General features: G+C 66.8%; 20 protein-coding genes. 19 read left to right on the top strand and 1 reads right to left on the bottom strand.

Annotated features, from left to right (window positions below):
• Positions 1–12 precede the first annotated feature (12 nt).
• From IAI54_RS20275 to IAI54_RS20220, 12 genes are all read left to right on the top strand, one after another.
• The gene (locus IAI54_RS20275) at positions 13–1,323 is read left to right on the top strand and encodes an acyl-CoA dehydrogenase family protein (protein ID WP_187968911.1); all 1,311 of its coding nucleotides are present in this window, start codon (positions 13–15) and stop codon (positions 1,321–1,323) included.
• Between the two features lie 2 nt (positions 1,324–1,325).
• On the top strand, positions 1,326–2,612 hold the full coding sequence (locus IAI54_RS20270; protein ID WP_187968910.1) for an alpha/beta fold hydrolase: 1,287 nt from the start codon (positions 1,326–1,328) through the stop codon (positions 2,610–2,612).
• A complete protein-coding gene (locus IAI54_RS20265) occupies positions 2,609–3,292 on the top strand; it encodes a TetR/AcrR family transcriptional regulator (protein ID WP_187968909.1) in 684 nt (227 codons plus the stop codon). Before IAI54_RS20270 ends, IAI54_RS20265 begins: the two co-directional genes overlap by 4 nt.
• Positions 3,289–4,629 carry a glutamine synthetase family protein gene (locus IAI54_RS20260; RefSeq protein WP_187968908.1) on the top strand — a complete coding sequence of 447 codons (1,341 nt, stop codon included), beginning with the start codon at positions 3,289–3,291 and terminating at the stop codon, positions 4,627–4,629. The genes IAI54_RS20265 and IAI54_RS20260 overlap by 4 nt, the downstream gene beginning before the upstream one ends.
• An 8-nt stretch (positions 4,630–4,637) precedes the next feature.
• Positions 4,638–5,792, top strand: coding sequence for a LysR substrate-binding domain-containing protein (locus IAI54_RS20255; protein ID WP_187968907.1), 1,155 nt, complete (start codon positions 4,638–4,640; stop codon positions 5,790–5,792).
• Positions 5,793–5,850: 58 nt separating this feature from the next.
• Positions 5,851–7,287, top strand: a complete 1,437-nt coding sequence (locus IAI54_RS20250; RefSeq protein WP_187968906.1) for an APC family permease — start codon at positions 5,851–5,853, stop codon at positions 7,285–7,287.
• 382 nt (positions 7,288–7,669) lie between these two features.
• Positions 7,670–7,894, top strand: a complete 225-nt coding sequence (locus tag IAI54_RS29370; RefSeq protein ID WP_476726955.1) for an SDR family oxidoreductase — start codon at positions 7,670–7,672, stop codon at positions 7,892–7,894.
• Between the two features lie 161 nt (positions 7,895–8,055).
• Positions 8,056–9,000, top strand: a complete 945-nt coding sequence (locus tag IAI54_RS20240) for an ABC transporter substrate-binding protein (RefSeq protein WP_187968904.1) — start codon at positions 8,056–8,058, stop codon at positions 8,998–9,000.
• A gap of 159 nt (positions 9,001–9,159) precedes the next feature.
• Positions 9,160–10,635, top strand: coding sequence for an amidase (locus IAI54_RS20235; RefSeq protein ID WP_187968903.1), 1,476 nt, complete (start codon positions 9,160–9,162; stop codon positions 10,633–10,635).
• Position 10,636: 1 nt separating this feature from the next.
• Positions 10,637–11,410, top strand: a complete 774-nt coding sequence (locus IAI54_RS20230; RefSeq protein WP_187968902.1) for an ABC transporter ATP-binding protein — start codon at positions 10,637–10,639, stop codon at positions 11,408–11,410.
• The gene (locus IAI54_RS20225; RefSeq protein ID WP_187968901.1) at positions 11,407–12,162 is read left to right on the top strand and encodes an ABC transporter permease; all 756 of its coding nucleotides are present in this window, start codon (positions 11,407–11,409) and stop codon (positions 12,160–12,162) included. Before IAI54_RS20230 ends, IAI54_RS20225 begins: the two co-directional genes overlap by 4 nt.
• Complete coding sequence (locus tag IAI54_RS20220; RefSeq protein WP_187968900.1) at positions 12,159–12,929, top strand: ABC transporter permease; 771 nt, start codon at positions 12,159–12,161, stop codon at positions 12,927–12,929. Before IAI54_RS20225 ends, IAI54_RS20220 begins: the two co-directional genes overlap by 4 nt.
• A gap of 167 nt (positions 12,930–13,096) precedes the next feature.
• Here IAI54_RS20220 and IAI54_RS20215 read toward each other — a convergent pair whose 3' ends face one another.
• Positions 13,097–13,879 (bottom strand): alpha/beta hydrolase, encoded by a 783-nt coding sequence (locus IAI54_RS20215; RefSeq protein ID WP_235679426.1) that lies wholly within the window; start codon positions 13,877–13,879, stop codon positions 13,097–13,099.
• Between the two features lie 183 nt (positions 13,880–14,062).
• On the opposite strand from IAI54_RS20215, the gene IAI54_RS20210 reads away from it, so the two are divergent.
• The 7 genes from IAI54_RS20210 to IAI54_RS20180 all read left to right on the top strand — a co-directional run bounded on the left by IAI54_RS20210 (position 14,063) and on the right by IAI54_RS20180 (position 21,584).
• Complete coding sequence (locus tag IAI54_RS20210) at positions 14,063–14,692, top strand: TetR/AcrR family transcriptional regulator (protein ID WP_187968898.1); 630 nt, start codon at positions 14,063–14,065, stop codon at positions 14,690–14,692.
• 141 nt (positions 14,693–14,833) lie between these two features.
• Positions 14,834–16,462, top strand: coding sequence for a flavin-containing monooxygenase (locus IAI54_RS20205; RefSeq protein WP_187968897.1), 1,629 nt, complete (start codon positions 14,834–14,836; stop codon positions 16,460–16,462).
• Positions 16,455–17,318 (top strand): 3-hydroxyacyl-CoA dehydrogenase family protein, encoded by an 864-nt coding sequence (locus IAI54_RS20200; protein WP_187968896.1) that lies wholly within the window; start codon positions 16,455–16,457, stop codon positions 17,316–17,318. Before IAI54_RS20205 ends, IAI54_RS20200 begins: the two co-directional genes overlap by 8 nt.
• An 18-nt stretch (positions 17,319–17,336) precedes the next feature.
• Positions 17,337–18,512, top strand: coding sequence for an acyl-CoA dehydrogenase family protein (locus IAI54_RS20195; RefSeq protein WP_210321155.1), 1,176 nt, complete (start codon positions 17,337–17,339; stop codon positions 18,510–18,512).
• A gap of 29 nt (positions 18,513–18,541) precedes the next feature.
• Positions 18,542–20,050 carry a class I adenylate-forming enzyme family protein gene (locus tag IAI54_RS20190; protein ID WP_210321154.1) on the top strand — a complete coding sequence of 503 codons (1,509 nt, stop codon included), beginning with the start codon at positions 18,542–18,544 and terminating at the stop codon, positions 20,048–20,050.
• Complete coding sequence (locus IAI54_RS20185; protein WP_187968894.1) at positions 20,047–20,814, top strand: nuclear transport factor 2 family protein; 768 nt, start codon at positions 20,047–20,049, stop codon at positions 20,812–20,814. The genes IAI54_RS20190 and IAI54_RS20185 overlap by 4 nt, the downstream gene beginning before the upstream one ends.
• Complete coding sequence (locus IAI54_RS20180) at positions 20,811–21,584, top strand: crotonase/enoyl-CoA hydratase family protein (RefSeq protein ID WP_187968893.1); 774 nt, start codon at positions 20,811–20,813, stop codon at positions 21,582–21,584. Before IAI54_RS20185 ends, IAI54_RS20180 begins: the two co-directional genes overlap by 4 nt.
• The last annotated feature ends 18 nt before the right edge of the window (positions 21,585–21,602 follow it).

The raw sequence follows: 21,602 nt of genomic DNA, 5'->3' as shown, positions 1-21,602 counted from the left end.
CCGGAGAAAAGCATGAGCGACATTGCCGACTATTACGACATCGCCCGCATCCGTCCGGAGGTGCAGGACAAGCTCCGCCTGATCAACGAGATTGGCCGCGAGACGTTCGCCCCCCGCGCCAAGGCGATCGACGATGACGCGTCTTTCCCGGTCGAGAACTACCGGGACCTCGCGGCGGAAGGCTTTCTCGGCCTCTGCATTCCCGAAGAGTTCGGGGGCTGGGGCTATTCGATGTACGAATACGCCATGGTGGGCGCCGAGATCGGCAAGTACTGCGGCGCCACCGCGCTGACCTTCAACATGCACAACTCGTCCATGGCCTGGTCGCGCTTCATGTTCGACATGCCGAACCTGTCGGCCGAGGAGAAGGCGGCCTTCGCGCCGCTGCGCGCGCGGCAGTTCCGCCGCGCGATCGCCGAGAAGGCGATCTACTCGCAGCCGATCTCGGAAGGCGGCCAGAACTGGACCTCCAAGCCGAACCAGACCCAGTGCCGCAAGGTCGATGGCGGCTGGAAGATCAGCGGCTTCAAGAAATTCGCATCGCTCGCCGGCTACTGCGACTACTACACCATCGTCTGCACGGAGGTCTTCGAAGGTCAGGAACCGCGCCACGAGGACACGATGCTGTTCGTGGTCCACAAGGACGCCCCCGGCCTCAGCGTCAAAGGCGACTGGGACCCGCTCGGCATGCGCGGCACGAACAGCCGTGATCTCATCCTCAAGGACGTCTTCGTCACCGAAGAGGATCTTCTCATGCCGCGCGGCATCTTCAACAAGACGCTGCCCAACTGGCCGCACATGATGATCACGCTTTCGCCGACCTACATGGGCGTGGCGCAGGGCGCGTTCGACTTCACGGTGGACTACCTGAAGGGCCGGATTCCCGGCCAGCCGCCCGTCGACCGGCGCATGTACGCGACCAAGCGCATCGCGGTCTCCAAGATGTATGCGCGCCTGGCCAATATCCGCGCGCTGTGGTGGCAGGCGTTCAGCGAAGCGAAGGGCTTCCCCAGCAAGGCAGAGGTCATGCGCATGTACGCGGCGCAGTACAACGTCATGGAGGGCGCGGCGGAAATGACGTCGATGGCGATCCGCACCTGCGGTGGCCAGTCCATGCTGAAGTCGCTGCCGCTGGAGCGCATGTATCGCGACAGCCGCTGCGGCGCGCTGATGCTGCCTTACACGTCGGAGATCATGGAAGACTATATCGGCGTTCTCGCGCTCTACGAGATGGAGGAACTCGACACCGCGCCGGGCGACGAAGGCGGCGCGCGCAACTCGCTGTGGCGAGGCGAGGCCGGCTCCATCCGGTCGGTGCGGTAGGCATGGCGCGCGAGACGGTAGAGGTCACAGGCACCTTGTCCGCCTCGCCGGAGGCGGCCTGGGCGATCGTGTCGGACTTTGCCGGGAAATGGCATCCCGCCATCGCGACGATCCGTGCCGAGCACGACGCGCAAGGATCGCTGATCCGCGCGTTCACGGTGCACGGCGAGGATACCGTCTACCGCGAGCGGCTGACCTGGCTGAGTCACTCCGACCGGACGCTCGGATACAGGCATCTGCAGGGAATACGCGGCGCCGACGCCTATGACGCGCGCATTTCCATACAAGAGGCGGAGAGTGGCGGAAGCACGGTGCGCTGGAGCGCGGTCGTCGCGGCCGACGGGCCGCGTCTCAGACAGATCTGCGAGGGCACGCGGTCGATCTTCGAAGCAGGTCTGGCCGCGCTGCGCGACCTTGCAGGGACGGCAGCCGCGGAAACTGCCGTGCAGCACCCGACGGCTCCAACGCACGACGTGACCATCGAAGGAGAACCGCAGCTTGCCCTGACGGTGACGCCGACGAGGACGGGTCCGCTCTGCCTCTTCCTGCACGGCATCGGGGGCGCGCGCGGAAACTGGCTGCCGCAGCTTGCCGCCGCCGGCGCCGTCATGCGCTCCGCTGCGCTCGATCTGCGTGGCTACGGCGGCAGCGCGCTCGGCCCGAAACAATCGACCGTCGACGACCATTGTGACGACATTCTGCGCGTGAAGGAGACGCTCGGCGCCGAGCGCCTGGTGCTGGTCGGTCTCTCCTTCGGCTCGTGGATCGCGACCTCCTTCGCGATGCGCCATCCCGAAATGCTGGCCGGGCTGGTGCTGTCGGGCGGCTGCACGGGCATGTCCGAAGCCGGGCCGGAGGAGCGCGAGGCGTTCCGCACCAGCCGCCAGGCGCCGCTCGCTGCCGGTCGGACGCCCGCCGATTTCGCGCCTGCCGTCGTCGAGGTTCTGGCCGGCCCGGATGCGCCTGAAGCCGTGCGATCGACGCTGTTGTCGTCGATGGCGGCAATCCCCTCGACCACCTATGCAGACGCGTTGGCCTGCTTCACCAATCCCCCGGAACGCTTCGTGTTCTCGCGGCTGACGATGCCCGTCCTGATGATGACTGGCGAACACGATCGCCTTGCCTCGCCGGCTGAGATCCGAGGCGTCGCCAACCGCATCCTGGCCGAGGCGGAGCGGCCGGACGTACGCTACGAGACGATCGGCCACGCCGGCCACGTGTGCAACGTGGAGCAGCCGGAAGCCTTCAACCGCCTCCTCCTGGACTTCCTGCGGAGGCTGCCGCGGTGACCACGCTTCCCAAGCGGCAGCAGAACAGGATCGAGCGCGAGCGGCGCATCCTCGAAGCCGCGCTCAAGGTGTTCTCCGAGACCGGCTACAGCGGCGCCAACATGGATGCGGTCGCCCTCGAGGCGGGCCTGTCGAAGCCGACCCTCTACCAGTACTTCCAATCCAAGGAAGCGCTCTTCTCGGCCATGATGCTGGGCGAACGCGACCGCATGATGGACGTTTTCGAGCATCCATCCCGCGAGGGCATGGTGCGCGACCTGCTGAGTTTCGCCTGGGACTATGCCGACACGGTGATGCGCCCCGACATGCTGTCCCTGGCCCGTCTGATCATCGGCGAGGTTCAGCGCTTTCCCGAAATCGGCCGCGCCTATCAGGAGGTCGGTCCCGACCGGCTGCTGTCGGGCATCATGACCTATCTGGACGGCCAGCGTCAGGCGGACCGCCTGGTCTTCGAGGATGCCGAACTGGCCGCGCAGGATCTGTGGGGCCTCATCCTCTCGGCGCCGCGCACGCAGGCCCTCTACATGCCAGATCGCCCGCCGTCGCGCGCCGAGCTCGCCCGCTACATCCACAACGGGCTTCGGGTGTTCCTCAAGGCCTACTCGTCCCGTCCCGCGCAAGACGTCGCCGAACTCGACCGGCTGATCGGCCCCCCAAACCTCCAGACAGGTGGAAGATGACGATTGACGACTACCTGGCCGACCCGGCCAGCCGTTTCGCGACGGTCGCGATGACCGACACCAACGGCCTCCTCCGAGGGCAGATGGTCTCTGCCCGAAGCCTGAAGGGAATCGTCCGCAGCGGCATGGGAATGTCTCCCGTCCAACTGGCCCTTGATCCGACCGACGCCATGTTGACCATTCCCGGCGTCAACGACGACAAGGGCGATTTCCACGATGACCCCCTCCAGGTCGATCCCGCCTCGGTTCGGCGGCTGCCGTGGTCGAAGCCGGGCCATGACCTGCTCGTGCTGTCCAACTATGTCGGCGCCTCCGCGCAGATCTGTCCGAGAGCGCTGCTGAAGTCGGTGATCGCCCGCGCTGGCGAGGCCGGCCTCGTGCCGAAATACGGCATGGAGCTCGAATACACCCTGTTCGACGAAACACCGGAATCGGCGCGCGCCAAAGGCTATCGCAATCTCCGGACAGCGACCGCCCATGCGAGCCACGATCTCCTGCTCTACCAGGTCGTCCAGACCGAATGGTACGAGGCGGTCGCCGCCATGTGCGAGCCGCTCCGGATCGACCTCGCCAAGATGCACGAGGAGATCGGCGCAGGCTTCATGGAGGCCTGCGTCGGCGCGGGCGAAGGCACCGAGCCCGCCGACCAGCTCGTTCTTCTGAAGAACTTCATCCGTGCGCTGGCGCTGCGCCAGGGACGTTCGGTCACCTTCATGCCGCGCTGGACCGAAAAAGCCGACAGCCAGTCGATCCATCTTCACATCAGCCTGAAGGACGAGAACGGCCAGCCGCTCTTCTGGGATCCGAACGGAAAGAACGGCGTCAGCAGAAAGTTCAGACATTTCCTCGGCGGACTGCAGACCTACATCGGCGATCTGACGCTGATCTTCCAGCCCACGGTGAACAGCTACCGCCGCTTTGCGCCGGGCACCTTCGCCCCGCCCGGTCTGACGTGGGGGTTCGAGAACCGGACGACGTGCTTCCGCCTCGTTGGACACGACGAGGGGACGCTGCGGGTGGAGAACCGCCTGCCCGGGGCCGATTCCAACCCCTATCTGTCGGCTGCAGCCACCATCGCGGCCGGTGTCGCCGGCGTCCTGGGCGAGATCGAGCCGGATCCCGAAACCATCGGCTCGGGCTATGCGCAGGAGCCTGCCCGCGACTTCGCGCGTTCGATGCCCGAAGCGATCGAAAGGCTGCGCGGTTCGGCCTTTGCGAAGGACTGGCTCGGCGAGCGCTTCGTGGACGCATTCGCCGCCACGCGCCAGTGCCAATACGACGAATTCAGCCGCAAGGTTCCAGACGTGGAACTCGAGCGCTTCTTCGATCTGGGGTGAGGCCGCTCATGGACGCCGACCTCCGCAACCGCTTTCTCGAGGGCATGAGCCGGGTGGCCTCTGCCGTCACGGTCGTGACCACAGACGGCGAGGCGGGACGGTTCGGCGTCACGGTGTCTTCGATGACCTCGGTCTCGGCCGATACGCCCCGGCCCTCCTTGCTGATCTCCATCCATCATCTGAGCCCGGCCTGCGAGGCGATCCGCCGCAATCGGCGGTTCTGTGCGAACGTTCTGAGCGGAAGCCAGAGCTTCCTGTCCGATCTCTTCTCCGGCAGGCTCAAGCACCTGAACGAGGATCGGTTCGGTGCGATCAAGTGGCATCCGGGCTCGACGGGCGCGCCGATCGTCGACGGCGCGGTGGTCGCCCTGGACTGCGAGCTGAAAACCGCCGTGATGTGGGGGACGCATTTCATCTTCATCGGCGAAGTCGAGCAGATCGAGCTCTCCACGCAGCGCTCGCCGCTGGTCTATGCCAATCGCGGCTATCGCCGCGCCATTCCCATCGCACCCGAAGACCACCCGCCCCTCGTCTCGGCGGACCGGTTGCGGGTAGGGTTCTTCATAACGCTCGGCCCGGAACTGGTACCGGCGCTCTTCGCTGATTTCGCCAGACGGGAGCCGGGCGTCGATCTTCGGTTGCTGGAGGCCGATCACGACGATCTGGTGGAGCAGATGCGTGCAGACGGCATCGACGCCGCCATCACCTTCGGCTCCGTCGACGATCCCGATCTGGCCGTCGAACTCCTGTGTCCGCCCGATCCGCATGTCCTGGTCGGTGAGGAGCATCCCCTGGCGGGACGATCCAGCCTCCGGCTGGCTGACCTTTCGGACAAGCCGATGATCCTGTTCGATCATCCTTCGGTGCGAAGGGCCAATGCGGCGCTGTTCGAACGCGGCGGGCAGAAGCCGGCGATCCGACTGCAGTCGCCGTCATTCGCAATGGTGCGCGGCCTGGTCGGGCGGGGGCTCGGCTATTCCGTCGTGCCGCAGCGACCCCGGTCGAAAACGGGACCCGACGGCGGGATCATCCACGCCATACCCTTGCGGGAGGAGTTTCCGGAAGCAGGGGTCATAGCGCTGGCGCGGCCGGCCGAGCGGCACAAGCCGCTGGTCGAGAACTTCCTCGCCGGATGCAGGGCACATTTCGCACGCAGCCAATGACGGAACGACACGGACGGAAATCCGTGCAGGGGAACCAAACTCAACAGGAGACGGTGAAATGAATGGAGAGGGGACTAACCAACTGAGAAAGAATTCGCTGGGGCTGATCGCGGTCACCTTCATGGTGATTTCGGCGGCCGCCCCGCTGACGGGCATAGCGGGGGCGATGCCGATTGCCTTCATGCTCGGCAACGGGGCCGGCATTCCCGCGACGTTCGTCTTCGTGACGTTGCTGATGCTCGCCTTCTCGGCCGGCTACGTGGCGATGGCGCGTCACGTCAAGAACGCAGGCGCATTCTACGCCTATGCTGCGCACGGACTCGGAGGGCGCGTTGCCGGCGCCATCGCGATCGTCGCGCTGGTTGCCTACAACGCCATGCAGTTCGGTCTGATCGGCCTGCTCGGCGGCATCGCTTCCGGTGTCTTCTCCGAGTTCGGCCTCGTCCTCCCCTGGTGGGGATGGAGCCTGATCGCCATCGCCCTCTTCGGCATCCTCGGCTATCGTCAGGTCGACCTGTCTGCGAAGGTGATGGTCGTTCTCGTCGCGCTCGAATACCTCATCGTCCTGATCGTGGATCTCGCGATCATCGGCAAAGGCGGCGGCCCGAACGGCCTCGCGATCGACATCTTCGACATGAACGCGGTGTTCTCGGGCTCGCTCACCATCGCGATCCTGCTCTGCCTCGGCTCCTTCATCGGTTTCGAGGCGACGACGATCTACGCCGAGGAAGCCCGCGAGCCGGAAAAGACCATTCCGCGCGCCACCTATCTCTCCGTGCTCATGATCGGCGTCTTCTTCGTCTTCAGCACGTGGCTGATGATCGCGGCCGTCGGGGCCGGCAATCTCGTCCCGACGATCCAGGCGCTTCCCGATCCGTCCGCCTTCTTCTTCAACCTCGCGGGCGAATATGTCGGCGGGCCGGTCCCGGCGATCGCGGGCATCCTGCTCGTGACGAGCCTCTTCGCGGCGCTCTCGGCCTTCCACAACTACATCGCCCGCTACACCTATGTCGCGGGGCGCGAAGGTTTGCTGCCGGCCGTGTTCGGACGCACGCATGCCAGTCACCAGAGCCCTCACACGGGCTCCGTTCTCCAGACCGTGGGCGCGTTGATCGTCGTTGCGGTCTTCGCCGGCCTCGGCCTCGACCCGGTGCTCAATCTGTTCACCTGGATCAGCCAGATCGGCACGCTCGGCATCCTGGGAATGATGACCGTCACCTCGATCGCGGTCATCGTCTATTTCGGCAGGAAGCAATCCGGAGGATCGGCGCTGTCGACCAGGATACTGCCCGCGCTTTCGGCCGCGGTCATGAGTGTTCTGTTCGTCTACATCTTCATGAACTTCGGCGATCTGACCGGCACGACCGGCGGGGCGCTCGGCATCATCCTGCCCTGCCTCATTCCGGCCGCCGCCATCGTCGGCTACCTCCTGGCGATCCGTCTGGAGAAGGCCGATCCGGCTCGCTTCTCGGCCATGGGCGAGAATCCCGCCTGAGCGGATTCGCCCGGGCTGCAGTCTCCTTGCCCGCAGCCCGGGCGGTCTGGCCGGGCTGCCGAGAAATCGGTTTTCGGCGAGGGCGATCCCGGCCGATCGGCCCGCGGACGATCGCACCGCCGCCCTTCGTCGGAGAGACCGAACGTCCCGACGATGGTCGAGCCGGAGCCTGGGGGAACGGCGGGCTCGGGGCGTCGAACCCGTGGCTCTGCCAGATCTCGCGGCCGGATGCCTCGATGCGCAGGACATCCTGACCGCCCCGCAGATACGCCGTCTGCGACCCTCCTGCGTCGACCTCCTCCCAATGCTTTTCTTCGCCCGGCGGCGCGTCTCTGGATCGAGCCCCCCGCGAGACGCGCCGTCGATCCCGGAGCGGACACCGATGAGCGAGCGGGAGATGCGGGCGTCCGCGCGGGTAGACGGCACGACGGCGGCGGAGGCGTTCGCCGCGCGCGGCGGCCGCATCGCACTGCGGCGGGCGGCGGATCCGCCAGAGATCGCCGCCTGCTGCCACTTCCTCGCCTCCGACGACGCCTCCTACGTCACCGGCGCGGTGCGCGCGGCAGACGGCGGCGGGCGCGGTCCGATGCATGAGCGCGCGGTCTGACGGCCGCCAACGACGGGCTGAACCGCGGCGCAATCCACCCTTGACCGCGCCGGTGGCTCCGGTCCGCGCCGATATCTGCGGTCCGGCACGGGGTTCCCGCTCTTGACAGAGCGCAAATAAGAGACCCTTATATCAGCCTGCCTTACACTGGAGGATGAGTGATGCAGCGCATGTTACGGCTCGTTCTGGCGGCCATCGGCTTCGCAGGCGGACTTGTAGTCACCGCCGCGGCGGCCGATCCGATCCGGGTGAATTTCGTTCCGATCAGCGATGGCCTGCCCCTCTTCGTGGCCGAGGACCAGGGCTTCTTCGACAAGCGGGGGCTCGACGTGGAACTCACCGCCGCACCCAATCCTTCCGTGATGATCGGTGCGATCGCATCCGGTTCGGCCGAGGTCGGGCATACCGTCCTCATCCCCGTCCTGTCGGCCTGGCAGGCCGGAATCGAACTCTCGGTGATCGCCGGTGCGTCCGCCTTCCCGTCCGTCCAGCCGCCGGCCGTGGGCGTGCTCGCGCGCAACGGGACGGACATCAAGGCGCCGAAGGATCTCGAAGGCAAGACGGTCGGAGTGGTCGGACTGCAGTCCTATCACCAGGCGATGGTCCAGCGCTGGATGAGCGAGAACCAGAGCGACTATTCCAAGGTCCGCTTCGTCGAGGTGCCGTTCCCGCAGATGCAGGACCTGCTGGCCAGCGGCAACGTCGATGCGGTGGTCTCGGTCGATCCGTTCTATTCGAAGATGATCCGGGAAGGCGCAGGCTACGACTTCGGCGATTTCGTCGCGACCATGCCCGACGGCGCGCCCATCGTCATCTTCGTGGCATCGCGCGATTGGGCCGAGGCGAACCCCGACGCAGTCAAGGGGTTCCGCGACGCTCTCGCCGAAGCGGCCGAGTTCATCAAGGCGAACGATGCCGAGGCGCGCAAGAGCTTCGCGAAGTGGACCAAGCTGCCGGAAAAGGTGGTGGCGACGTCCCGGTGGGGCACCTTCCAGTCCGACGTGCCCGCTACCGGGATACAGTACTGGATCGACACGATGAAGGATCAGGGCATGCTGTCCTCCGACGTCAAGGGCGAGGACCTGGTCCCCTCCTATCTCCGCTGAAGCCTGGCGCGATCTTGCCCGATCGGCACCGGACGTTTCAGCGGCCTGGTTCCCCGCATGTCACGTCCCGTAACCGGAGCCGCTTTCGGGGACATGGTTCAGGATTGATCGCGGCGGTGCGGTGCCCGGGGCCGCCCGCCTTCTTTCGAAGGGTCGAGAGTGGCAGACGAACTTTTCAGCTCGGCGGCGACGCTGGCGCGCCGCATTCGCGACCGGAAGGTCGGCTCGGAAGAGCTTCTGGATGGATATCTCGGCCGCGTGGCCGCGCATAACCCGTCCATCAACGCGGTCGTGGTTCTCGACGTCGAGGCGGCCCGGCAGGCTGCGAGGGCGGCCGACGCAGCGGTTGCCGCCGGTGCTCCGCTCGGCCCGCTCCATGGCGTGCCGATGACGATCAAGGAATCGTTCAATCTCGCCGGGACGCCGACCACATACGGGCTTCCCGCCTTCCGCGACAACGTGGCCGGCGGCGATGCCGTCGCGGTCTCGCGGCTGAAGGCGGCGGGCGCCGTCGTCTTCGGCAAGACCAACGTGCCGCCGGGCCTCGCCGACGCCCAGAGCGCCAACGAGATCTATGGCCGCACCCGCAATCCCTGGAATCTCGACCGGACGCCGGGCGGCTCGTCGGGCGGTTCCGCCGCCGCGCTGGCGGCCGGCCTGTCGGGTCTCGAGCTCGGCAGCGACATCGCGTCCTCGCTGCGCAATCCGGCGCATTTCTGCGGCGTCTTCGCCCACAAGCCCACCTATGGGCTCTGCTCTTCCGTCGGCCACTCGCTGAGAACCCGCCATGCCGCCGGGGACATCTCGGTGATCGGTCCGCTCGCGCGCAGTGCCGAGGATCTCGAGATCGCTTTCCGTGCCGTGGCCGATTTCAGGCACGAGGCCTTCCCCGGCCAGTTCCGCCGTCCGCGCGAGAGAGACCTGCATTCCTTCCGCGGTCTCAGGATCGGCGTCGTGCTGAACGACGTCTACGCGGAAGTGGACCGCGCGATCGAAGACCAGCTCGCCCGGCTCGCCGACTTCCTGCGCGGCGAAGGCGCCGACGTGCGCGTCGGCTGGCGCCCGCAACTCGACAGCCATCGGGTCCACGTCGTCTACGAGCTCCTCATGCGCGCGGCGATCTCCCAGGACATGCCGGACGCCGACATCGCCGCGTTCGAGGCGGAGAAGGCCGACCCCGCTGCGCCGAAGAGCCAGCTGCGGTCGATGTTTCTGGAAGGCGTCACGATGAGCCATCGGGAATGGCTGCGGCTGAACGAGGAGCGCCATTCCATCGCGGCGGTCTGGCGCGACTTCTTCGAGGAATGCGACATCCTGCTCTGCCCCGTGCTGGCCACCACGGCATTTCCCCACGACGACCGGCCTCCGGCCTGGCGGACGCTGACCGTGAACGGCCGCGACGTTCCGTTCGGACGCCAGCTCTTCTGGGCCGGTTACACCGGTGCCTACTTCCTCCCCTCCACGGTCGCCCCGATCGGGTTCTCGGAGGAGGGGCTGCCGGTGGGCGTCCAGATCGTGGGCGGGCAACTCGACGACGTCCGGTGCATCCGCTTCGCGAGGCTTCTCGAGGAACGGTATCAGGCCTTCGTTCCGCCGCCCGCCTATTCCGAACCGGTCGGCGGGAACCCTGCCTGACATGGAACCGCTGATCGGATTTCGCGACGCGGGCGTGTCGTTCGGACGGAAGCAGGTGCTGAAGGGGCTGAACCTCGACATCGCCGAGGGCGAGTTCGTGTGCGTGGTCGGCGCATCGGGCTGCGGCAAGACCACCATGCTGCGACTGATCGCCGGGCTTCATGCTCCCAGCGAGGGCGTCGTCTCCTACCGGGGTCAGCCGATCGACCGGCCGCGGCCGGAGATCGCGATCGTCTTCCAGGACTACGGCAAGGCTCTTCTGCCCTGGCGTACGGTGTCGGGCAACGTCGAACTGGCACTCGAGGCCGCCGGCACGCCGCGTTCGGAGAGGGCAGCGATCGTCGCTGACCTGCTCGCGCTGATGGGACTGGAGGGAGACGGCGGCAAGTTTCCCTCCGAACTCTCCGGCGGCATGCAGCAGCGCGTGCAGATCGCGCGCAGCCTCGCGCAAAGGCCGCAGGTCCTCCTCATGGACGAGCCCTTCGGCGCGCTCGACGCGATGACCCGGCAGGGCCTCCAGGACGAGTTGCAGCGGCTGATGATGAAGCACAGGATGACCGTCTTCTTCGTCACGCACGATCTCGAGGAGGCGATCTATCTGGGCGACCGCGTGATCGGCCTGAGACGCAATCCCGGCCAGATCGGCAAGGTCTTCGACGTTCGCATCGGCCGTCCGCGCGACCAGGTCGCCACTCCCGAAGACCCGGAATTCCTGCGCATCCGGCGCGAACTCTATGACTTCATCAAGGAGACCGAGAGCGAGAAGGCGTCATGAACTGGCGGGGCGCGATCCTCCCGCTGTCCCTGATCGCCGGCGCCCAACTCGCCGCCGCCACCTACGGCATCACCAGCGACGCTCTCGCGAGCCCGGCGGAAATCCTGGGCGCGCTGCTGGCCGCACTGGCCGACGGATCGATGATCCGGGCGACTCTGGAGACGCTCGCCGCCGCTCTGGGCGGCCTGTTCGTGGGCGGCGCCGCGGGCATCCTGGCCGGCATCCTTCTTGGCCTTTCCGGCACGCTGAACAGGCTGATGTCCGTCTCGATCGAACTCGTCCGGCCGGTGCCGTCGGTCGCCATCATCCCGCTGTTCATGCTGGTCTTCGGGCTGGGCTTCCGGCTCGAGATCGCAGTCGTCGCCTTCAGCGTGGTCTGGACCGTGCTCGTGCTGACGCGCGGCGCCGTCGCCGGCATCGAACCGCGCCTTCTCGAAGTGGCGCGCGTGCTCGGCCTGTCGCGCGCCCAGGCGATCTGGAAGATCGTCCTGCCTTCGGCCCTGCCGCGCATCTTCGTCGCGCTTCGTCTCGCGGCCACGGTCTCGCTGATCGTCGCCGTCACCGTCGAGGTCGCGGTCAACCCGCTCGGCCTCGGCTATGGGATGCAGATCGCGCAGCAGGCGCTGCGACCGGCGTGGATGTTCGCCTATCTCGTCTGGCTGATCGTGGTGGGCTGGACGTTCAACCACCTGCTGGTGCGGCTCGAGACGGTCGTGCTGCGCCGCCTGAACTTCTCGGGACCGAGGCGATGACGCGGCGCGACCTGATCTGGGGACTTGCGAGCCTTTGCTTTGCGGGGTTCCTCGTCTTCGTCTGGCATCTGATCAGCGTCAACCGGCTCGTGGCGCCGGTGTTCCTGCCCGCGCCGCTCGACGCCTTCGGCGCGCTCGCCAGGGGATTCGCCGACGGGCGGCTGTCGTCCGCGACGGCCGAAACGCTCCAGCGCATCGTCCTGGGCTGGCTGCTGGCGTCGGGGCTCGGCATCGTCGTCGGCGCCTGGATCGGCATTTCGGCCTTCGCGCGCACCTACGTGATGCCGACCCTCGAACTGCTCCGGCCGCTGCCCGCCTCGGCCGCCATCCCGGTCGCGATCACGTTCTTCGGCCTCTCGGACGCCATGGTCCTCGCGTCGGTGGGTTTCGGCGCGGTGTGGCCGATGCTGCTGGCCACCGCCTACGGCGTCTCGACCGTGGACGTGCGGCTGGTGGAGGTCAGCCGGATGCTGCGCCTGAGCCGCCTCGACTACCTGCGCATCGTCGCTCTTCCGAACGCGCTGCCGGACATTCTCTCGGGCATGCGGGTGGGCCTGGTGGTCGCCCTGATCATCACGATCGTTGGGGAGATGCTGACGAGCCGGACCGGCCTCGGCCAGTGGGTGATCCTGGCAGCCCGCAGCTTCCGTTCCGCCGACATGTTCGCCGGCATCATCGTCCTCGGCCTGATCGGTCTGGTCTCTGCGTTGCTGCTGTCGCAGCTCGAGCGCCGCGTCCTGCGCTGGCGCCCGCAGGCGCAGACCTGAACGGGAGCAGCTGTGGCCGCGGGGACGTTGCCGCGCTCCGCACGCTTCAGGTCTCCGGATTCGCGCATGTCTTTCACCTGAACCGGTAACCCCCTTCGGGACACGTGCTTTGGCGAGCCGGCGCGGATCGGTGCCGTCAACCGTCCCCCACTATCCCTCGCGGTTGCTCATCGCAATTCCGCGAATATCCGCCCTTCCCATTCGTCGCGCAGACTGCTGGGGATGTCGAGGGACAGGAAGCCGTGCACGAGGCCAGGCGCCGTCACGAATTCTGCATCGACTCCCGTTTCCCGAAGCTGCGCTGCGAATGCTTCGGCTTCGTCGTGCAGGGGATCGCACTCCGCGGCAAGAACGAAAGCCGATGGATGACGATGACTGTGGCGGCCCGTCGCCCAACCGGTGTCCGACGGTGGTCGGTGAGCGGACCAGAACCATTTCATCGCAGCACTGGTCAAGACGGGGCCGTCGGCGTTGCGCGTGTGGCTCTCGGTCCCGCAGCGGGGATCGAGCGCCGGATAGATCAGGACGAGCCTTGCAGGTTCGATCCCGAGACGCGTCAAGCCGGCGACCGCATGGCAGACAAGGTAGCCGCCCGCGCTGTCGCCGCAGAAACTGATCGAACAGCCCCGCGCAATACCATCGACGGATCCGCCGAGGACGCTGCGGGCGACAAGCACGACGTCATCCTCGGCTGCAGGATAGGGCGCTTCCGGCGACAGCCGGTAGTCGACGGAGACGACGGCCTTTCCGGTCGCCTTTGCCATGCGGCGGCACAGGCCGTCATGGGTGTCGAGCGAACCCCAGACGAACCCGCCGCCGTGACAGAACAGGATCGCCGCATCGGAGGGTCGTGCGTCCGGCCGGTAGATTCGCACCGTCACGCGGTCCGCGCCGCTCCCGAGCCGCAGGTCTTCGACGGATGCGAGGTGGGGCGAGGGGCCGACGACCATTGCCCGGTTGGCCGCATCCCGGATCCGGTCGAGAGGAACATGCGGCGGCGGAACGCGGACCGTCATCCGGGGGTCTGCGACAAGGTGTTCGACGGCAGGGTGAAGGTTCATGTTGTTTTCTTACGGTAGGAATGGCTACTTGTCAGTAGCAACCTGTGCGGCAGGGACGAAGGAGGCCGGAAAGTGACACGATCCACCATGCAGAAGCAGAAGATTCGTGAGGCAGTCGCGGACCTCAAGAGGCATCGCATCCTGGAGGCGGCGACGGACCTGTTCTACGAGCGCGGCTTCACGAACACGACGCTGGACCAGGTCGCCGAGCAACTCGGGGTTACCAAGCCCTTCATCTACTCGAATTTCGGGTCGAAGAGTGCGCTTCTGGGCGAGATCTGTTCGCAGGGCGTCCAGCGCGCGATCGATGCCATCGATCAGGCGGTCGCACTCGACCTCGGTCCGGCCGAAACCATGGCGCGCTTCGTGCCGACCTACGTGACTGCCATCCTGAAGTCGCAGAAGAGCATCGCCATCAACATCCGCGAGGAAAAGAACCTCGACCCCGGCGATGCGGCGACGCTCGCTGGGATGCGCCAGCGCTTCATGGCGAAGGTCGAGGGATTGCTCGCGAAGGGCGTCGAGGCCGGAGACGTCTCCGTCCCGGATACGCGGGTCGCCGCCTTCGCGCTGGTCGGCGCGGTAAGCTGGACGACGTTCTGGTTCAATCCGCACGGTCCGCTGTCGATCGACGAGATTTCCGAGCGAATGACCCAGACGCTGCTCAATCTGTCCCGTACCAGGGCCGCATCGGCTTCCTGAAGCCCCTTTTCCGCATCACGCCGGGCAGGCGTCCTCCGAGGCCCGACGCAGGCTTCCGCGCAAAAAAGATACCGATGCACCTTGAAATATACCGACGAGTAGATTTAGGATGGTGTCAGTAGCCGCTCGGGGAGGAGCCGTATGCGTGAGGTGGAGGTCATCGTCGTCGGTGCCGGTCTGGCCGGCCTGCGGGCACTCTACGGCTTCCGCGAGGCCGGTTTCGAGACGCTGGTGCTCGAAGCATCGGACGAGATCGGCGGCGTCTGGAACCACAACCGCTACCCCGGTGCGCGCTGCGACGTGGAGAGCTACGACTACTCCTACAGTTTCTCCCCGGAGCTCGAGCAGGAATGGCGCTGGTCGGAGCGCTATCCGACGCAGCCCGAAATCCTTCGCTACATCCATCATGTGGCAGACCGGTTTTCGTTGAGGTCGCGGGTCGAACTCGGTGCGCGCGTCGAGTCGGCCGTTTATGACGAGGCGGCCATCGCCTGGACTGTTCGCGTACAGGATGGCCGCGCCTTCCTCTGTCGGCATCTCGTCCTGTGCCTTGGCCAGCTCTCGGCGCCGAAGCTCCCCTCCTATCCCGGACAGGAGAACTTCGCCGGCGAGACGATCGTGAGCGCCAGCTGGCCCAGGGATCGCAGGCACCACTTCTCGGGACAGCGGGTCGGCATCCTCGGAACGGGTTCATCCGGCATGCAGATGACGCCGGTCGTCGCCCGCACGGCCGCCCACGTCACCGTCTTCCAACGGACCGCCAACTACTCCGTGCCTGCGGCGAACGCGCCGCTCACGGACGAGGAGGATCGGCAGGTCAAGGCGAACTACGCCGAGCGCCGTCAGCTGATGCGCAATTCGCCGACCGGACTGGGTTTCCTGCCGGGCAAGACGAAGACCCTCGAGGCGCCCGCCGAAGAGCGGGAAGCCGTGTTCGAAGCGGCCTATCACCGGCTGGGTTTCGGCTTCGCGCTCACCTATCCGGACATCCTCCTGGACGAGAAGGCGAACGACGTCGCGACCGACTTCCTGAAGAGGAAGATCGCCGAGCGCGTCGCCGAACCCGCGCTGCGCGACAAGCTGGTTCCCAGCACGCACCGGTTCGCGACCCGACGCCCTTCGGTCGACAGCGGCTACTTCGAAGCGTTCAGCCGCCCGAACGTGGAACTGGCCGACATCAAGACCGAGCCCATCACCGGCATCACGGCTGACGGCATCAGCACCACGGCAAAGCATCATCGTCTCGACGTGCTGATCTACGCGACAGGCTTCGACGCCTTGACGGGATCCATCCTCAAGCCCGACATCCGCGGCCGGAACGGGCAGTCGCTGCGCGACAAGTGGCGCGAAGGGCCGCTGACACATCTCGGCGTCGGCACGGCCGGCTTTCCCAACATGTTCATCGTCGCGGGCCCCGGCAGCCCGTCGGTCCTGTCGAACGTGATGGTTTCCATCGAGGAGCAGGTCGACTGGTTCGTCCAGCTTCTGGAGAATCTGCGCGACGAGGGCGTCGACGAGATCGAGGTGACGGAAGACGCTGAACGGGACTGGACCGCGCATGTCCAGGAGCGCGCGCGCGAAACGCTCTACATGACCGCCGACAGCTTCTACAATGGCGGCGAGATTGCCGGAAAACCGCGCGTCTTCATGCCGTATTCGGGCGGCGTGCGGCACTACCGGCGCCTGTTGCAGGGCTCGGCGAACGACGGCTATCCGGGTTTTGCCCTGCGCAAACTCGGCCTCGCGATGAAGGCCCGGGCCCATGGCTGACGCCGGATCGATCGCCGTCGTCGGAGCTGGCACCATGGGCATGGGCATCGCCTACGTCTTCGCGATGGCCGGTTTTGCAACGCATCTCGTCGAGCCCGATGCAGGCCGGGCCCGCAGCGCCGCCGAAGCAATGAGGAAGGCCGGCAACGAGGCGGTGCGCCGTGGCAAGGCCGATGCAGCGACCGCCGAGGAGTTGCTTGCCTCCGTTCGGTTCGTCTCGGCGGTGTCCGACCTGCCGCAGGACCTCGACCTGGTCATCGAAAGCGTGCCCGAACGGCTCGACGTGAAGCGCGCGGTGCTGGGCGAGATCGACAGGCGCGCCCCGCGCCTGATTGCCAGCAACACGAGTTCGCTGAGCATCGACGCGCTGAGCGCCAGCGTCGGCGATCCGTCGCGCTTCCTCGGAATGCACTTCTTCAATCCGGTCTGGTCGCTGATGCTGGTCGAGATCGTCCGGGGCCGCGCGACGTCGGACGCGGCCATCGAGCAGGCGAAGGCCTTTTCCGAGGCGATCGGCAAGAAGACGGCGGTGGTCGCCGATCATCCCGGCTTCGCGACGAGCCGGCTCGATCTCGTCCTCGCCCTGGAGGCGATCCGGATGGTCGAGGACGGCGTCTCCACGCCCGAAGACATCGACCGCGCCGTCACCACCGCCTACCGCCATCCGATGGGGCCGCTGCGGCTGTCCGATGTGGTCGGACTGGACGTCCGGCTCGACATCGCGCGGCATCTCGAAAGTGCTCTCGGCCCGCATTTCGCACCGCCGAAGCTTCTCCAGGACATGGTGGCCCGGGGTCATCTCGGCCGCAAGTCGGGCAAGGGCTTCTACGACTGGCCCGATGGGTCGGCACTCTAACGCAGGAATATGCGAACCATGGGTTCTGTCTTCGCCTCCACGCTGGTCGATACCGCAGAGCATCACGCCATGCTGCGCGACAATGTCGGCAAGCTCGTCTCCGGTTTCGGCCGCAAGTACTTCCAGGACGTCGTCCGGCGCAACGCCAAGCCCGACGAACTCTGGAAGGCGCTCGGGCAGGCCGGCTTCCTCGGCGTCCACGTGTCCGAGGAGTTCGGCGGCGGCGGCGGCGGTATGGCCGACTACAACGTCATCGTGGAGGAGACCGCCGCACAGGGTTGCCCGATCCTCAGCCTCGTGATCGGCTCGATCTGCGCCCCGATCATCCAGGGACACGGAAGCGAAGAGCAGAAGAAGGACTGGCTGCCCGGCCTGGCCTCCGGAGAGCGCAGGCTCGCCTTCGCGATCACCGAGCCGAATGCCGGTTCCAACACCCACAAGGTCTCCACCATCGCCCGCAAGGACGGCAATGGCTGGCGTCTGAACGGCCAGAAGTACTGGACATCGGCGGTCGATGAGGTCGATGCGATCATGGTCGTGGCGCGGGCGCCTGACCTGGACGACCGGGGACGAGGCAGGCTCTCCCTTTTTCTCGTGCCGGTCGACGCGCCCGGCATCCGCAAGACGCCCATCGAAACCGCGCTGCACGTGCCGGAGACCCAGTTCATGCTGTGGTTCGACGACGTCACGCTTCCCGCCGACGCCATCGTCGGTGAGGAAGGGAACGGGCTGAAGCACCTGTTCGCCGGCCTCAACCCGGAGCGGATCTGCGCCGCCGCGATCAACAACGGCATCGCCCGCTACGCGATCGAGAAGGGCGCGGAGTATGCCGGCGACCGCTCCGTCTGGGGCGTTCCGATCGGTTCGCACCAGGGTGTCTCGCATCCGCTCGCCGAGGCCTACGTCGGCGTTCAGCAGGCGCGCCTGATGACCGCGCGCGCCGCCCAGCTCTACGACGGCGGTTCGATGGAAGCCGGGGAGGCGTCCAACATGGCCAAGTTCGCCGCCGCCGATTCCTCCCTGAAGGCGCTCGATCAGGCGATCCAGGTCCATGGCGGCAACGGCCTGGCCATCGAATACGGGCTCGCCGACCTCTGGTTCATCGCTCGCCTGCACAAGACGGCGCCGGTGAGCCGCGAAATGGTGCTCAACTTCTTCGCCCAGCATTCGCTGGGGCTGCCGAAAAGCTACTAGCGCCGGACCGGGATCGGGAGGACGTGGCCGTGGATACATTCGCAAGCACTCTTCGCCGACACGCTCGCGACCGCGCCGACGCGCCTGCCCTGACCTTTGCAGGCCGCACCCAGACCTTTGCCGACCTCGACGCCGCAAGCTCGCGCGTCGCTAATCTCCTCATCGCGAACGGCATCGGCGCGGGCGACCGCGTGGCGGTCCTCGCCAAGAACTGCGCCGAGTATTTCGAGGTGCTGATCGGCGCCTCGAAGATGGGCGCCACCGTCGTCGGCCTCAACTGGCGGCTTTCGCCGCGCGAAATGAACGAGATCCTGCGCGACTGCGAGCCGTCGCTGCTCTTCCACGACGAGCGCGGAGCACAACTGCTGCCGGACGGCGCGCCCTGCCGCAGCATCGCATTCGGGGAGGCGTTCGCCGCCGCCCGCGAGGCCGCACCGGCGACCGACCCGATGCACGACAGTCGTCCCGATGCGACCGCGCTGATCCTCTACACCTCCGGAACGACGGGACTGCCGAAGGGGGTGATGCTCAGCAACGAGGCGATGTCCTACACGGCCAGGCTCGCTGCGGCTTGGGGCATGGACCCGACGAGCGTCAACCTCGTCGCCATGCCGCTGTTCCACATCGGCGGATGCGGCTACGGGACCTCGACCTTCATGGCCGGCGGGCACACGGTGCTGGTGCCGGAGGTCAACGTCGAGGACATTCTGCGGCTCGTCCCGCGCCATCGCGTGACCCATACCTTCCTGGTGCCGTCCGTCGTCCAGATGATGCTGAACGCGCCGGCGATCCGGGATGCGGATCTCTCCAGCCTGCAGCTCCTGATGTACGGTGCGTCGCCCATGGGCGACGTCCTGCTGCGGCGCGCCATCGAGATGCTCGGCTGCAACTTCATGCATGCCTACGGCATGACCGAGAGCGCGGGAACCGTCGTGATCCTGCCGCCCGAGATGCACGATCCCGACGGCCCGCGGCCCGAACTCCTCAAGTCCTGCGGAAGGCCTCTGCCCTGGGTCGAGCTGCGGATCATCGACCCGACCAGCCTGGACGACACCGCCGTCGGGACGGTCGGAGAGATCTGGCTCCGGTCCCCCATGACAATGACGGGCTACTGGCGCAATTCCGCGGCGACGAGGGACGTCATCGTGGAAGACGGCTGGCTCCGTACCGGGGATGCCGCCTTTGCCGACGACGAAGGATACGTGTTCCTGTTCGACCGCTTCAAGGACATGATCATCTCCGGCGGCGAGAACATCTACCCGGCCGAGATCGAGAACGTCCTGAACGGCCACGACGCGGTCGCGCAGGTCGCGGTCATCGGCGTGCCGCACGAGAAATGGGGCGAGACGCCTGCGGCCTTCGTGGTGCTGAAGCCCGGCTCGTCGGCGACCGTGGAAGAGCTTCTCGCCTATACGCGCCGCAACCTCGCGACCTACAAGTGCCCGAGCGTCGTCAGGCTCGTCGAGACCCTTCCGCGCAATGCCACCGGCAAGCTCCTCAAGCCGGAGCTGCGGCGACTCTACGGAGCAACCCCGTGACGGCCGCGCTCGCTCTCGTCCGCCGCTGGGTCAACGACTATTTCAATCGCCACGACGCGGCGGCGGCGCGCGCCTTCTGCGCGCCCGGCTACGTGCTCGAGATCGGCGACGTGACGCTGGCGGGCCGGGACGACACGTGGCTGCCAGCCGTCGACCGGCAGATGCGCGACTATCCTGGCCTGACGATGACCGTGCACGAGACGTTGGCGGGTGAAGGCTGGGCTGCGGTCTGGTTCAGCGAACACGGCGCCCGCGACGGTGCTGAGGCCGTCTGGTCCGGAGTGGCGATCTACCGCGAGGACGACGGCATCTTGGCCGGCTGTGTCGCGCAGGAGGATTACATGACGCGTCGGCGCCAGCTGAAGATCGGGCGCGGCGATCCTGTCGACCGGCCCTGCGTCGCGCCCTGGGACATCGCTGTACAGGCGCCGGATCGTCGGGCCGAGGCTGCGGTCCTCGCGTGGCTCGAAGGAGGCTGGCCCAAGGGCGCATCGATCCTGTGCGACGACGAGCACCTGACGCGCGATCATCTGCATTTCGACGTCGAACGGACCGAGGTGAAGCGGCTCCATTCCGCAGGCGACAGGGTGGCGTTCTGGGTCCGCCAGCATGGAACCTACCGCTCGGGCATCGAAGGGCTGCCCGCGGCGGTCGATTTCCTTGACGTCAACGGCCTGCTGCGTGTCGCGGACGGGCAGGTCGTCTCGGGCCGCATCGTCCGCGACAGGATGGGTCTCTGGGCCCGGTTGAGGAGGGCGAGATGAGCGTCCTGCGCACCATCGAGGGCGGCATTCTCGTGGTCACGATCAATCGACCCGAACGCCGCAATGCGATCGATCGTGCGACCTCGGAAGCCATCGCCGCGGCCATGGACGCGCTCGATGACGACCCGTCGCTTCGAGTGGGCATCCTGACCGGCGCCGGTGCACATTTCTGCGCCGGCATGGACCTGAAGGCGTTCCTCGCCGGGGAGCGCGTCGAACTGCCGGGACGCGGTCTGGGCGGCATCATCAAGACACCGCCTCGCAAGCCCCTGATCGCAGCTGTCGAGGGCTACGCACTGGCAGGCGGCTTCGAGATGGCGCTTGCCTGCGACCTGATCGTCGCCTCGACGACGGCGAGCTTCGGACTGCCCGAGGCTCTCCGCGGACTGATCGCCGGATCCGGCGGGCTGATCCGGCTGCCTGAACGAATGCCTCGGCAGATCGCGATGGAATGCGCCCTGACGGGACGCATGATCCCGGCTGCCGAAGCCGAACGGTGGGGCCTGATCAATCGTCTGGTCGCACCGAGCGAAGCCTTGGCCGCAGCCAGGTCGCTCGCCGCCGAGATCATCCGCTGCGCACCGGCTGCGCTGGAGGCGACGAAGCACATCGTCGCGACCGCGGGGCGCTGGCCCCAGGAGCAGCTCTGGGCGCGCCAGGACGCGCTTCTCGAAGAGGTCATCACATCACCGGACGCGCGCGAAGGAGCCGCCGCGTTCGCCGAAAAACGCGATCCGGTCTGGACGACCGGAGCGGAAAAGGACCGCTAGGCCGCGGTCGGGTCGCCG

The sequence above is a fragment of the Aquibium microcysteis genome (assembly GCF_014495845.1).
Lineage (GTDB): Bacteria > Pseudomonadota > Alphaproteobacteria > Rhizobiales > Rhizobiaceae > Aquibium > Aquibium microcysteis.
This window is presented reverse-complemented; position numbering and strand designations above follow the sequence as displayed.